At 72.4% G+C, this 12,378-nt stretch carries 11 protein-coding genes and 1 riboswitch; of the genes, 6 read left to right on the forward strand and 5 right to left on the reverse strand.

Annotated elements, in window-relative coordinates; genetic code table 11:
• Positions 1 to 213: 213 nt before the first annotated feature.
• On the reverse strand, positions 214 to 1,812 hold the full coding sequence (locus tag ACZ6BG_RS00305) for an ABC-F family ATP-binding cassette domain-containing protein (protein WP_468460514.1): 1,599 nt from the start codon (positions 1,810 to 1,812) through the stop codon (positions 214 to 216).
• Between the two features lie 372 nt (positions 1,813 to 2,184).
• On the opposite strand from ACZ6BG_RS00305, the gene ypfJ reads away from it, so the two are divergent.
• Both ypfJ and ACZ6BG_RS00315 read left to right on the forward strand, forming a co-directional pair.
• Positions 2,185 to 3,072 (forward strand): KPN_02809 family neutral zinc metallopeptidase, encoded by an 888-nt coding sequence (ypfJ, locus tag ACZ6BG_RS00310; protein WP_468994600.1) that lies wholly within the window; start codon positions 2,185 to 2,187, stop codon positions 3,070 to 3,072.
• A gap of 94 nt (positions 3,073 to 3,166) precedes the next feature.
• On the forward strand, positions 3,167 to 3,580 hold the full coding sequence (locus tag ACZ6BG_RS00315) for a VOC family protein (RefSeq protein WP_468994603.1): 414 nt from the start codon (positions 3,167 to 3,169) through the stop codon (positions 3,578 to 3,580).
• Positions 3,581 to 3,610: 30 nt separating this feature from the next.
• Here the strand turns inward: ACZ6BG_RS00315 and ACZ6BG_RS00320 are convergent, their stop codons facing one another.
• From ACZ6BG_RS00320 to ACZ6BG_RS00330, 3 genes are all read right to left on the reverse strand, one after another.
• Positions 3,611 to 5,272, reverse strand: a complete 1,662-nt coding sequence (locus ACZ6BG_RS00320; protein ID WP_468994606.1) for a hypothetical protein — start codon at positions 5,270 to 5,272, stop codon at positions 3,611 to 3,613.
• A 121-nt stretch (positions 5,273 to 5,393) separates the two neighbouring features.
• The gene (locus ACZ6BG_RS00325; protein WP_468994609.1) at positions 5,394 to 6,530 is read right to left on the reverse strand and encodes an alpha/beta hydrolase family protein; all 1,137 of its coding nucleotides are present in this window, start codon (positions 6,528 to 6,530) and stop codon (positions 5,394 to 5,396) included.
• 360 nt (positions 6,531 to 6,890) lie between these two features.
• Positions 6,891 to 7,619 (reverse strand): class II aldolase/adducin family protein, encoded by a 729-nt coding sequence (locus ACZ6BG_RS00330; RefSeq protein ID WP_468994611.1) that lies wholly within the window; start codon positions 7,617 to 7,619, stop codon positions 6,891 to 6,893.
• 438 nt (positions 7,620 to 8,057) lie between these two features.
• On the opposite strand from ACZ6BG_RS00330, the gene ACZ6BG_RS00335 reads away from it, so the two are divergent.
• From ACZ6BG_RS00335 to ACZ6BG_RS00350, 4 genes are all read left to right on the forward strand, one after another.
• A complete protein-coding gene (locus ACZ6BG_RS00335; RefSeq protein ID WP_468994615.1) occupies positions 8,058 to 9,332 on the forward strand; it encodes an inorganic phosphate transporter in 1,275 nt (424 codons plus the stop codon).
• 12 nt (positions 9,333 to 9,344) lie between these two features.
• Complete coding sequence (locus tag ACZ6BG_RS00340; RefSeq protein WP_468483874.1) at positions 9,345 to 9,581, forward strand: hypothetical protein; 237 nt, start codon at positions 9,345 to 9,347, stop codon at positions 9,579 to 9,581.
• Positions 9,582 to 9,948: 367 nt separating this feature from the next.
• Complete coding sequence (locus ACZ6BG_RS00345) at positions 9,949 to 10,806, forward strand: helix-turn-helix domain-containing protein (protein ID WP_468483875.1); 858 nt, start codon at positions 9,949 to 9,951, stop codon at positions 10,804 to 10,806.
• 42 nt (positions 10,807 to 10,848) lie between these two features.
• The gene (locus ACZ6BG_RS00350; protein WP_468483876.1) at positions 10,849 to 11,427 is read left to right on the forward strand and encodes a hypothetical protein; all 579 of its coding nucleotides are present in this window, start codon (positions 10,849 to 10,851) and stop codon (positions 11,425 to 11,427) included.
• Positions 11,428 to 11,684: 257 nt separating this feature from the next.
• Here ACZ6BG_RS00350 and ACZ6BG_RS00355 read toward each other — a convergent pair whose 3' ends face one another.
• Positions 11,685 to 12,125 carry a DUF397 domain-containing protein gene (locus ACZ6BG_RS00355; protein ID WP_468483877.1) on the reverse strand — a complete coding sequence of 147 codons (441 nt, stop codon included), beginning with the start codon at positions 12,123 to 12,125 and terminating at the stop codon, positions 11,685 to 11,687.
• Positions 12,108 to 12,258: riboswitch (cobalamin riboswitch) on the forward strand. It overlaps the preceding gene by 18 nt.
• Positions 12,259 to 12,378: the final 120 nt, after the last annotated feature.

Raw genomic sequence — 12,378 nt, forward strand, 5'->3', positions numbered from 1 at the left:
GGGTTCTGCGAGGAAGCGGCAGGTCAGCGCCGTGCCGGGGAAAGACGGGCCTGCGGGTCCCGTGGGACGCGAAAATCCGTGTATGCCACACCTCGGTACGAGGACGTCTCACACAGATGAAGGATCACGGATCGGCCGAATGATCCATACGCAGTGGATCAGTCATTCGATCAAGCCCGGTGGACCCCGAGGCGGGCCCCGACCGGGGGATCGTCAGGCGAGGGCCACCAGGTCCGCGTAGTCCGCGCCCCACAGGTCCTCGACGCCGTCCGGGAGCAGAATGATCCGCTCCGGCTGCAGTGCCTCGACGGCGCCCTCGTCGTGCGTGACGAGGACGACGGCACCCTTGTAGGTGCGCAGGGCGCCCAGGATCTCCTCGCGGCTCGCCGGGTCGAGGTTGTTCGTGGGCTCGTCGAGGAGCAGGACGTTGGCGGAGGAGACGACGAGGGTCGCGAGCGCGAGCCGGGTCTTCTCGCCGCCGGAGAGCACGCCCGCGGGCTTGTCGACGTCGTCCCCGGAGAACAGGAAGGAGCCGAGCGTCTTGCGCACCTCGACGAGGTCGAGGTCGGGCGCCGCGGAGCGCATGTTCTCCAGGACCGTGCGCTCGGGGTCGAGGGTCTCGTGCTCCTGGGCGTAGTACCCGAGCTTGAGGCCGTGGCCCTCCACGACCTCGCCGGTGTCGGGCTTCTCCACGCCGCCGAGCAGCCGCAGGAGGGTCGTCTTGCCCGCGCCGTTGAGGCCGAGGATGACGACGCGCGAACCCTTGTCGATGGCCAGGTCGACGTCGGTGAAGATCTCCAGCGAGCCGTACGACTTGGACAGGCCCTCGGCGGTGAGGGGCGTCTTGCCGCAGGGCGAGGGCTCGGGGAAGCGCAGCTTGGCGACCTTGTCGCTCTGGCGCACCTCGTCGAGGCCCGCGAGGAGCTTGTCGGCCCGGCGGGCCATGTTCTGCGCGGCGACGGTCTTGGTGGCCTTGGCGCGCATCTTGTCGGCCTGCGAGTGCAGGGCCGCGGCCTTCTTCTCGGCGTTCTGGCGCTCGCGCTTGCGGCGCTTCTCGTCGGACTCGCGCTGCTGCTGGTAGAGCTTCCAGCCCATGTTGTAGACGTCGATCGCGGCGCGGTTGGCGTCCAGGTAGAAGACCTTGTTGACGACCGTCTCGACCAGGTCGACGTCGTGGGAGATCACGATGAAGCCGCCGCGGTACGTCTTCAGGTAGTCGCGCAGCCAGACGATGGAGTCGGCGTCGAGGTGGTTCGTGGGCTCGTCGAGGAGCAGCGTGTCGGCGTCCGAGAAGAGGATGCGGGCCAGCTCGATGCGGCGGCGCTGACCGCCGGAGAGCGTGTGCAGGGGCTGGCCGAGCACGCGGTCCGGGAGGTTCAGGGCGGCGGCGATGGTGGCGGCCTCGGCCTCGGCGGCGTACCCGCCCTTGGTGAGGAACTCCGTCTCCTGGCGCTCGTACTGCTTGAGGGCCTTCTCGCGCGTGGCGCCCGAGCCGCTCGCGATCCGGTGTTCGTTCTCGCGCATCTTGCGGATCAGTACGTCGAGGCCGCGCGCGGACAGGACGCGGTCGCGGGCGAGGACGTCGAGGTCGCCCGTGCGCGGGTCCTGCGGGAGATAGCCGACCTCGCCGGAGCGGCTGATCGTGCCGCCCGCCGGGGTGCCCTCACCGGCCAGGCACTTGGTGAGCGTCGTCTTGCCCGCGCCGTTGCGGCCGACGAGGCCGATGCGGTCGCCCTTGGCGATGCGGAACGAGGCGTTCTCGATGAGGATGCGGGCGCCGGCACGCAGCTCGATACCGGAGGCGGTGATCACGGTCAGACTCCTGGACAGGGGATATGGACGGCTGGAGGGGGCAAGGACGATGCACGATGCGTTGTCGCGCGGAGCGCGCCGCTCAGCCGTCTAATGCAGCAGGAGAATGGCCATGGGCCAATTCTAACGGGGCTCCGCAACCGTTTTTCCGGCGCGGCCCCCGGGGCCGCTCCCGGGGCGGGCGCACCGGCCGCCGGGGGGCCATGAGTGCGACGCGGCGGGCCGGGGGCGTAGCCCGTTCGGACCTCCGTCCGGCGCCGGGCGGTGCGGGGCGTACCAGGATGAAGTGGCCGGGGTCCGGCGCGGGCGGCGGAGCGTCGTCCCACAGGTGAGGCAGCGCGGCTCGTACGCGAGGCAGAGGGTGGTGCGCCCATGCAGTTCGACGACGACGCGAATCTTGACTCCTCGGAGGTGCAGGATGTGCGCGGCAGTCGCGTCCCCGGCGGCAAGGCGACCATCGGCGGCGGTGTCGCCGGTCTGATCGCGCTGCTCCTCGGTCTCTTCTTCGGTGTGGGTCCGGACCAGCTCGGTCTGACGGACGGCGGCGAGGAGCCCGCCGCCTCGTCCTCCTCGCTCGCCGAGGTCAAGCGGAGCTGCCACACCGGCAAGGACGCGAACGCCCGTGAGGACTGCCGCGTCCTGGCGGTCGTCAACAGCGTCCAGGACTACTGGCGCCAGGAGTTCCCGCGCCGCCGGGGCCAGTACGCGTCCGCGCAGACCGTGTTCTTCACCGGCCGCGTCGGCACGGCGTGCGGCGCGGCGTCGTCGGCGGTCGGGCCCTTCTACTGCCCCGGCGACCGGAGGGTCTATCTGGACCTGGGCTTCTTCGAGGAGCTGCGGACGAAGTTCGGCTCAAGCGGCGGCCCGTTCGCGCAGGCGTACGTCGTGGCGCACGAGTACGGGCACCATGTGCAGAACCTGATGGGCACGCTGGGCCGGGCACAGGACGGCAGGACGGGCGAAGGCAGCAACGCCGTGCGGGTCGAGCTCCAGGCCGACTGCTACGCGGGAGTGTGGGCGCACCACGCCACGCGGACGCCCGACGAGGAGGGCAGGCCCGTGATCAAGAAGCTCACGGACGACGACATCCGCGACGGCCTGGACGCGGCGGCGGCGGTCGGCGACGACCGGATCCAGGAGCGCTTCCAGGGCCGGGTGACCCCCGAGTCCTGGACGCACGGCTCGGCGAAGCAGCGCCAGGACTGGTTCTACCAGGGCTTTCGTACCGGCGACATGGCGCAGTGCAACACCTTCCGCTGAGCCTCTCGGCGGCCCCTGCGGGCGCTCTCGGACCGTTGTCGGACCCGGGTGCCAGACTGTGGAACAGGTCACGTCGAACGAAGGAGTGATCGCCATGGCAGGCGCTGCCAGGGGACGTCCGAGCATCTTCCCGACGTTGTCGTACGCGGACGCCAAGGCCGCGATCAAGCAGCTCACGGAGGCCTTCGGCTTCACGGAGACGAGTGTGTACGAGAGCGAGGACGGCACGGTCCTGCACGCCGAGCTCGCGCACGGCAACGGCGCGGTGATGCTGGGCTCCAAGGGCCGCGGCGGCCTCTTCGCCGAGACGATGAAGGACGCGGGCCCGACCGCGACGTACATCGTGGTGGACGACGTCGACGCCCACCACCAGCGGGCCGTGGAGCACGGCGCGGACATCCTGATGCCCCCGACGGACCAGGACTACGGCTCGCGGGACTACATGGCGCGGGACGCGGAGGGCAACATCTGGAGCTTCGGTACGTACGCCCCGGAGATACCCGGCTGACCCGCCCCGGGCGCGGGGCGGGCGCGGCTCTCACATGCCGCCGGTGTGCACCTGGAACGCCGCCCGGCGCACGGCCTTCGCGAGCGCCGGGTCCGGGTGGGCCGCGGCGAGCGCGACGAGGACCTGCACGGTGCGCGGATGGCCGACGGTGCGCACCTCGTCGATGAGCGCGGGCACGGTGGGCTGCGGCGCCGACTCCAGATGGCGCACGAGCAGTTCGGCCTCGCCGTGGTCGGCGACGGCCGCCGCGGTGTCGACCCACAGCCAGGTGGACTCCGCCCGGGTCAGGACGAGGTGGACGTCCTCCGGGTCGGTGCCCTCGTGCTCGGCGAGCCACAGCAGGGCGTAGGGCCGCAGCGAGGTCTCGTCGACGACGGCGCGGACGTCCGGCTCGGCCGGGGCGCCGACGACCCGCAGGGCCTCGAAGGCGAGGCCGCGCAGCAGGGCGTCCTCGCCCCGGGCGGCGTCGAGGAGTTCGGTGACGGCGGTGCCGGCATCGCGGGCGGCGAGCCAGGCGCGGTACTCGGCGCGGGCCGCGTTGGGCCGAAGGCGGGCGCAGCCCCGGAGCATGTCCTCGGCGGACTGCTCGATGTGCCCCGCCGGGCTCTGCGCGGCCACGCAGATCTGCTCCAGCTTGACCCACACCGCCCAACTGCCCAGCGGCGTGAGGGTGGCCTGGCTGTCGGCGCAGGTGAGGGCGCCCACGGCGGACAGGGCGCGCAGCGCCCAGTCGAGCAGGGCGGGCAGCGGGGGCCGGGGCGCGCAGTCGTCGGGCCCGGCGGGCTCGGCGGCCGGGTCGGTGGCGGGCGGGGGCGGGACCGCTTCCGCGTGCGGCGCGGGCCGGGACTGGGGCTCGGGCTCCGCCTGCGGACCGTACGGGATCTCGCAGCGCTCGGTGCGCAGTTCCCGTACGCGCTGGTCCAGGAGGTCCAGGAGCTGGGGCACGGGCACGGGGCCCGCCGAAAGCTGGAGGAAGGAGAGCAGTTGCGGGACGGCTTCGACGGCCTCCGCGACGGTGGCGGGCGGCAGTTCGGCGGGGGCGGGGTGCACGAGCGACCAGGCGTCGAACAGGGCGACCCAGCCGCGCAGGACCGCGGCGTCGTCCCGGTCCCAGGCGCGCAGCCGCCAGCCGGGGCGTGCGGCGCCGCCGTGCACCTCGACGAGTCCGGCCAGGCGGGCGGTGTCCCAGTCGGCACGGACCTGGTGGACCGTCATGTCCAGTTCGGCGGCCGCGCGTTCGGCGGTGGCGTCGGAGAGCGCGCCGCCGGTCCCTTTGCCGGTCCCGGCGTCCGCGTCGGCGTTCGGGCCTGCCTTCGGGTCGGCTCCCGTGCGGCCGTTCTTTCCGCCGTTCTTGCCGCCCTGCGCGGCGCCGGTCGTGGCGTTGGCGTTGCCCGTGCCCTTGCCCGCCGCGCGCAGGGGGCCGGTGTCGGGGCGCAGGGCGTGGTCGGCCCAGCGGGCGACGCGTACGGCGCTCGCCAGGCCCGCGCGGGCCATGCGGGCCAGTTCGGCGGGCGCGGGGGTGCCCTCCGGCGGTGGGGGCGCAGGACGGCGCGAGCGGCGCTGGGTCACCGCGCCGGGGGCGCCGAGGGGGCCGCGTGCTCGGCCGCGCTCCGCCTCCGCTCGCCTTTCGGCCCTCGGGGACGGTGTGCGGACGAGGTGGAGCCGGGAGTCGCGCGGGATACGGGACGTCACGGGAGCAGTCTTCCTGTTGACGGTCCGAAAACCCAAACGGAATCCCGTCGGGGGCCTGGCGGACGGACCCGAGGGCGGTCGCGGAGCGTCAGGCCCAGGGGTGGAGAGGGCGCCGCATCGGCTACATCAAGGGGGTGAGGAAGCGGCGCAGCGCCTCTTCGTACCGTGCGGGGTCGGCGTTCCACATGGCGCCGTGGGGCGCATCCGGAACGGTGTGCAGGGTGACGAGGTCAGGGCGTTTTCCAGCCAGTCTCCGGGAGAGCGCCCAGGGGGCGACGGTGTCGCCGGGGCCGTGCAGGACGAGGGTCGGCACCCGCAGGACGGCGGGGTCGGCGGCGTCGGGGAGTCGGTCGCCACGGAGGCCGGTGCGGCCCTGGGCGGCGCGCACGGCCAGCGGGAGCAGTGCGCCGGGGGTGCGGCGGGCGGTGGCGAGGGCGCGCAGTGTGGTCTCCCAGTCGAGCACCGGCGAGTCCAGGACCAGGCCCTTGACGCGGTCGCGCAGGGCGGAGCGGGCGGCGGCGTGCAGGGCCATCGAGGCACCGGTGGACCAGCCGTACAGGACGACGTCGCGGGCTCCGTAGCGCACGGCGTAGCGGATGGCGGCGTCCAGGTCGCGCCATTCGGTCTCGCCGAGGTGGCCGAGACCGTCCGGTGGCCGGGGCGCGCCCAGGTCGCCGCGGTAGGCGAGGTCGAGCACCGGCAGCCGCTGGCGGCGCAGGAAGTCCATGACGACCATCGGGTGCTCCCGGGTGGTGCCGAGGCCGTGCACGGCGATCACCCAGGTGTCGCGGGCGCCGGGCACGAACCAGGCGGGCAGCGGACCCAGTTCGCCGGGGATGTCCACGTCGGCGTGGTCGATGCCGAGCGCGCCGTGCGGGTCGCCGATGTGGACCTGCGGCGTGAGCCAGACCCGGGCGCCGGGCTCCAGCGTGCCGTGGGTGACGCGTTCGAGGCGGCGCACGACGGTGTCGGCCGCGTGCGGGGCGGCGTCGAGGACCGGGCCGACGACGGCGTGGCAGCCGTTGCCGCTCAGGCCGTACAGGCCGGGGCGCTGGGAGGCCAGGGAGCGGGTGAGGGCGATCTGGCCGGCGGCCGTGGAGTGCACGGTCAGGCGTGGTTCCGTCGGCAGGGGGCGGCCCGCGGGGGCCTTCAGGGCGGCGTCGCTGGCGTAGCGCCCGGCGGCGATGGCCAGGGCGGTGGCGCCTAGGACGGCGGTTGCGGTGGTGACGGCGGCGGTCGTCGCTTTGGCAGGGCGCACCCCAACAGTGTCTGCGGGGTCGGGGAGCGGGGCCAGTGGGCGGGGGCGCGGGAGTGTGCTCGGCGCGGGCCGCCGACCGGTCTCGGCCGTCGCCCCGCCCAGCCGTGCGGGCCGGCCCCGGCCGGTACTCGCCCGGCCGGCACTCGCCCGGCCGGCACTCGCCCGGCCGGTACTCGCCCTGACCGCCGAGCCGGCACCCGCCGCGAGCCACGCCCGCAGCACGCCGTCGGCGAGGTCAGCCCCTGTCAACCCCTGTCAACCCCGTCAGGCCACACCCGCATCGCGCCATCGGCGAGGTCAGCCCCCGCCGAGCCCCAGCACCGGCGGCGCCGGCCTCCACTCACCCCGCCCCCAGGAGGGTCAGCCCCCGCCAGCCCCCTCAGCCACACCCGCCCCACCAGCCCCCGACCCCCGCTGCCCGTACCCCTTCAACTTCCGCCCCGCCTCACTCACCCGTTCCGCGGACAGGATGCTCGGGGTGCGGCCGGGCACCGACGTCGCGGTGAGCCAGAGGTGGCACATCCACTCCAGTTGGGCGGTGCGGTCGAAGGCCTGGGAGAGGGAGTCCCCGTAGGCGACCGTGCCGTGGTTCTGGAGCAGGCAGGCCGTGCGGTCACGCAGGGCGTGGAGCATGTGCTCGGCCAGCTCGTCGGTGCCGTAGAGGGCGTAGGGGGCGACGCGGACGGGGCCGCCGAGGGCGCCGGTCATGTAGTGGATGGGCGGGAGTTCCGGTACGAGGGTGGAGACGGCGGTGGCGTGCACGGCGTGGGTGTGGACGACGGCACCGGCGTCGGTGGCGCGGTAGATCGCCAGGTGCATGGGCAGCTCGCTGGTGGGTCCGAGCTCGCCGAAGAGCCGTGCGCCGTCCAGGCCGACGCCGAGGGCGTCCGCGGACGTCAGCTCGTCGTACGGGACGCCGCTCGGGGTGACCAGGACGGTGTCGCCGACCCGCACGGAGACATTGCCCGAGGTGCCGACGACCAGGCCGTCCGTCACGGTCCTGCGGGCGGTCGCGACCAGGTCGTCCCAGGCCCGCGCGACCGCCTCGCGCCCCGCGCCCGCAGTGGTGTCGTGCCGCTGCTCAGTCATGCGGTGATCCTGCCAGAGGGCGGGGCCGCGGAGGCCGGGCGGCAGGGGCGTCCTGCCGTCGGCGCGGGCCGTGGAATGGAATGGGTGGAGTCCGTGGAGCCTTGGAACACGGCACCGCCACACGGCCGGAGGTTTGAGACCTTCGGGCGGTCCGACGGCGGCGCCGGTCACGGCAGGTGATCAGGATCTCTTCCGCGGGCCGACGGCCCAGCTCAGCGGTTCGAACAGGGGTCGCCCGAAAGGACCACGGACGGCCTAATTCCGGGCCCACCACGGGCCCTCGCCACCACCCCACCGCCCGAGTGGGTGTATGCCGGAAGGATGCGGAGTGACGGCAACCCGGTTCGAGTCACCATGCGGCCCAGCTCAGTTCACTTTCCGTTCATCCAGGTTGCCTACGTTCCACGAGCCACTGACGTCCAACAGAAGCCTGGGTAAATGGAACACATCACGCTTCTCCTCGGGATCGTGATCGTTACCGCTCTCGTGTTCGATTTCACGAACGGTTTCCACGACACAGCCAACGCGATGGCGACCACCATCTCGACCGGCGCTCTCAAGCCCAAGACGGCGGTGGCCATGTCCGCCGTGCTGAACCTCGTCGGAGCGTTCCTCTCCGTCGAAGTCGCCAAGACGATCTCCGGCGGCATCATCAATGAAGACGGCCTCAAGACCGAAGTGATCTTCGCGGCCCTGGTGGGCGCGATCCTCTGGAACCTGTTGACCTGGCTGCTCGGCCTGCCGTCCAGTTCCTCCCACGCCCTGTTCGGCGGCCTGATCGGCGCCGCCGTGATGTCGATGGGCTGGTCGTCGGTGAACGGCGGCACGGTCGTCACCAAGGTGCTGCTCCCCGCGATCGCCGCTCCGCTCGTCGCCGGTATCGCGGCGACGTTCGCCACCCGGCTCACGTACAAGATCAGCAGCCGTACGGACGAGAAGGCGACCTCGAAGGGCTACCGCGCCGGGCAGATCGCCTCGGCCGGGCTCGTCTCGCTCGCCCACGGCACGAACGACGCCCAGAAGACGATGGGCATCATCACGCTGGCCCTGATCACCGGTGGCGTGCTCAACCCGGGCGCCAACCCCCCGATGTGGGTCATCGTCTCGGCCGGTCTCGCCATCGCGCTCGGCACCTACCTGGGCGGCTGGCGCATCATCCGCACCATGGGCAAGGGCCTCACCGAGCTGGCGCCGCCGCAGGGCTTCGCGGCGCAGACGTCCGCGGCGACGGCGATCCTCGCCTCCTCGCACATCGGCTTCTCGCTCTCCACCACCCAGGTCTGCTCCGGCGCCGTGATGGGCGCGGGCCTCGGCCGCAAGGGCGGCGTGGTCCGCTGGTCCACGGCCACGCGGATGTTCGTGGCGTGGGGCCTGACGCTCCCGGCCGCCGGTCTGGTCGGCGCGGGCGCCGAGCTCCTCACCAAGCAGGGCACCTGGGGCATCGCCACCACGGCCGCGCTCCTGATCGGCGGCTCCGCCGCCATCTGGTCGCTGTCGCGCCGCCAGCCGGTCGACCACACGAACGTCACGGCCGACGAGATCGGCGCCCCCGGCGCCGAGACCGCCGAGCCCGCGGGCGTCGTGACCACCGCCATCGCCGCCGTCACCCCGCCCCCGGCGGGCCCGGTGGCCGCCACCACCGCGACCCCCACGGCCGAAGGCGCCGCGTCCGCCCCCTCCGTGGCGGACTCCGCCCGGCCCGCCACGGTGTAAGGAAGCAGCAGCATGAAGATCGACTGGGCAGCTCTCGGCTCCGTCTTCGGAGTCAGCCTCGTGGTGACCGTCGCCCTCGTGGGCCTGTTCACCCTCGGCATCGTCGGCCTCTCCAAGCAGGAGCAGGCGCGGGAGGCGCGGGCGAACGGAGGCTCTGCCGCCGCGCTCCCCGCGCGCGTGGGAGCGTACGCGTGCTTCGCACTGTGCGCAGGTGCAGTGGCGTACGGGATCTCGCTGATCGTCGCCTGACACGTCCGGTCACCGCGCGACGGCGCGCGGCGCGGACTCACAGCACAAGCCCGGGGGGCGACCGTGTCGGTCGCCCCCCAGGGCTTTTCGCAGTTCCAGGACGCGGTCCACGGCACCGCAGGCGAGATCAGAAGCACACGGCACCGCACGTCCGTGATCAGGACGCGCCGCCACTCGCTCAAGTTCGATTAGACATATGGCATACTGGGTAGCAGCAGTCTGCTAGGGTCTGCCGCACATATGTCAGACAGAGCGGCTGCGCTGCGCTGCACGGCGGAGGGCACGTCTTCGTTAGGCATAACTTCTTATCGCCGCCCTTCGTACGGCTTCATGGCGAGCTGACTCCTGGTCGTAGTGAAGGAGCCTCATGCCCAGCGAAGTAGACCCGAGCCTGAATCGTCGCAAGCTCCGCATCGCCCTGCGCAAGGCCCGTGAGGACGCCGGGCAGACCCAGGGTGGGGCAGCCGCCGATCTCGAATGGTCGTTGTCGAAGCTGAACCGCATCGAAAAGGGCACCGTCAGCGTCTCGGTGACGGACCTTCGGGCGCTGCTGCGTCAGTACGGCGTGGACGACGAGGAGAAGGTGGCCGAGTTGGTCTCCGCCGCCCGCGGCTCGAAGGGACAGTCGTGGTGGATGCAGTGGTCGGACATCGCGAACCCCAGGTTCACCGAGTACCTCCCGTTCGAGGCGGCCGCGGACTCACTGCGCGCGTACCACCCCATCATCATCCCCGGCCTCCTCCACACCGAGGAGTACGCGGATGCCCTGGCCACACCTGACGTCAGCGACCCCGGCACCCGCCGCCGCCTCGTGGAGTTCCGCACGGCCCGCCAGGAGCGGGTCTTCGACGAGACCGGGATCGACGACCTCCACTTCGTCGTCGACGAGTCGGCGCTGCACCGGCTGATCGGGGATCCTGCGGTGATGCGCGCGCAGTTGCAGCGGCTCATCGAGGTCGCCGAGCACCCCCGCGCCACGCTCCAGGTCCTGCCCTTCTCGGCCGGGGCGCTGCTGAGCACGCAGAACGCGTTCGTGCTCCTCGGGTTCAAGGACGACGACGACCTGATCTACCTGGAAAGCCCGCAGGCCGTCGTGGCCACGCGGGACGACTACGAACTGGTCGCCAACTTCCAGGACTGCTTCGAACAACTGCGGCACATCGCCTACAGCGACAGCCGCTCGATCGACCTGATCAACGAGGTCAAGGAAGGCTTCGCAGGCTGATTCCGGAGCCGTCCGCTCCGGGACGAGGGGAGGGCTGGCACGATGCTGGTCGTCACGTTGGCACGGTGGCTGTTGCGCTGCCTGACGGCCTCAGACACCACGAACCCGGCCGCCCCCACTCCCCCGGGCGGCGTCACGGGCGCCGACGGGGGCCCGGCCGCTGATCCCCTGGACGGCGGCGAGCCCGTCCCCACGGAACCCACCAGCCCCTCCCACATCCACGACCTCTTCAGAGAAGGGATGAAGGATCCGGCGTTCGCCCGCGAGCTGAACCACCTCCTCGACAGCGAGCACCAGCGGAGTCTGCACACGCAGGAGCAGCAGACGCTGGGCTTCCTGGCGAAGGCGGGCTGTGTGTCGGTGTGTCTCGTCGTGGTCGTCGTGGCGCTCGTGCCTGCGGGGATCGTCGCCCGGGGCGTCGTCGCGCACTACGACGTCAACCCCTGGCACTTCGTCGCCGCGCTAGCGGGCGGCTGCGGGCTGCTGACCGCCGCGGTGGGCTGGCTCGTACGGACCCTGCGCCGCGGTCGCCGTCAGGAATCGGCCGCTACGACCGGCGCCGGCCCTCCGGCTGACGGAGCGTCCGCGGACGGTCCCGCTCCACGTGCCGGCGCGGGATGAGCGGCGTGAGCCCCCACACGGCCCCGGCCCCCGCCGCCACGACCGCGGCCGTGGCCAGCCAGACCGCGAGCCGGACCTGGAGCCCCTCCACGAGGAGGGAGGCGAGAGCACCCGTGACGACCGCGACAACACCGCTGAGCACGCAGTACAACACGAAGATGAGGCGCCGGGCGGGCCCTGCGACATGCCTGCTCAGCGGCAGCTGCCTGCTCTCAACCCCCATGGTCTCCAGCCTTTCGTGCGCACGCTGGGACAGCTCACTCCACCCCGACTCTCCCCGAGGCCACCCCCCTGACAAACGCGCGCCACGCCGACGGCGTCACGTTCATGTGCCCTTCACCGCGGTGATTCGAGTCACGGACCCACACCGCTCCCTCCGGATGAGCCACTTCCACACATTCACCGGTCGCCGTGCTGTAGCTGCTGGTGAACCACCGCCCTGCCGGTAAGTACCCGTCGGCCACGCTGCCCCCTTGCCCACTGCCGCCACGAGAGCCGGACGGCGCCGGGGCCCGGCGGCATTCGACCGCGCCCTGCCGGGTTCGCGTTCCGCGTCGCTCTCCTGCTGTCATGTTCAAGCTTACGGAGAGTGGTTGTGCCCGCCTAGCCCTAAACCGGCCCCCCGAGACGGTCCATGTGGACCTCCGCACACTCTCCCGTCGCAGGTCAACAGCGAGTTGACGGGCGTCGCGGGCCATGGTGGACTGCCGGAGCCATTTACGGCGGCAGCAGAGGAAGCCGGTGCGAATCCGGCGCGGTCCCGCCACTGTCATCGGGGATCCCACGCGATCCCCGGGAGCCAGGAACTCTCGCCGCCGGTCTCGTCGAACCAGGGCGCGGAAACCCTGAGTGAGGACATATCGCCATGCGCGGCCGCCCGTTGCCGTCCCCTGCTCCGCCCGGGGCCCCGTCACGGCCGAGAGCCCTCCGCCGCGTGTCGGCGGGCTGACC

The sequence above is a fragment of the Streptomyces sp. NPDC041205 genome, from assembly GCF_055591765.1.

Coding starts and splice junctions, on each gene's coding strand:
- ACZ6BG_RS00345 (WP_468483875.1), top strand. CDS start 9,949: ATGCCCAGCGAAGTAGACCCGAGCCTGAATCGTCGCAAGCTCCGCATC.
- ACZ6BG_RS00315 (WP_468994603.1), top strand. CDS start 3,167: ATGGCAGGCGCTGCCAGGGGACGTCCGAGCATCTTCCCGACGTTGTCG.
- ACZ6BG_RS00335 (WP_468994615.1), top strand. CDS start 8,058: ATGGAACACATCACGCTTCTCCTCGGGATCGTGATCGTTACCGCTCTC.
- ACZ6BG_RS00330 (WP_468994611.1), bottom strand. CDS start 7,619: ATGACTGAGCAGCGGCACGACACCACTGCGGGCGCGGGGCGCGAGGCG.
- ACZ6BG_RS00355 (WP_468483877.1), bottom strand. CDS start 12,125: ATGGCCCGCGACGCCCGTCAACTCGCTGTTGACCTGCGACGGGAGAGT.
- ACZ6BG_RS00340 (WP_468483874.1), top strand. CDS start 9,345: ATGAAGATCGACTGGGCAGCTCTCGGCTCCGTCTTCGGAGTCAGCCTC.
- ypfJ (WP_468994600.1), top strand. CDS start 2,185: ATGCAGTTCGACGACGACGCGAATCTTGACTCCTCGGAGGTGCAGGAT.
- ACZ6BG_RS00350 (WP_468483876.1), top strand. CDS start 10,849: ATGCTGGTCGTCACGTTGGCACGGTGGCTGTTGCGCTGCCTGACGGCC.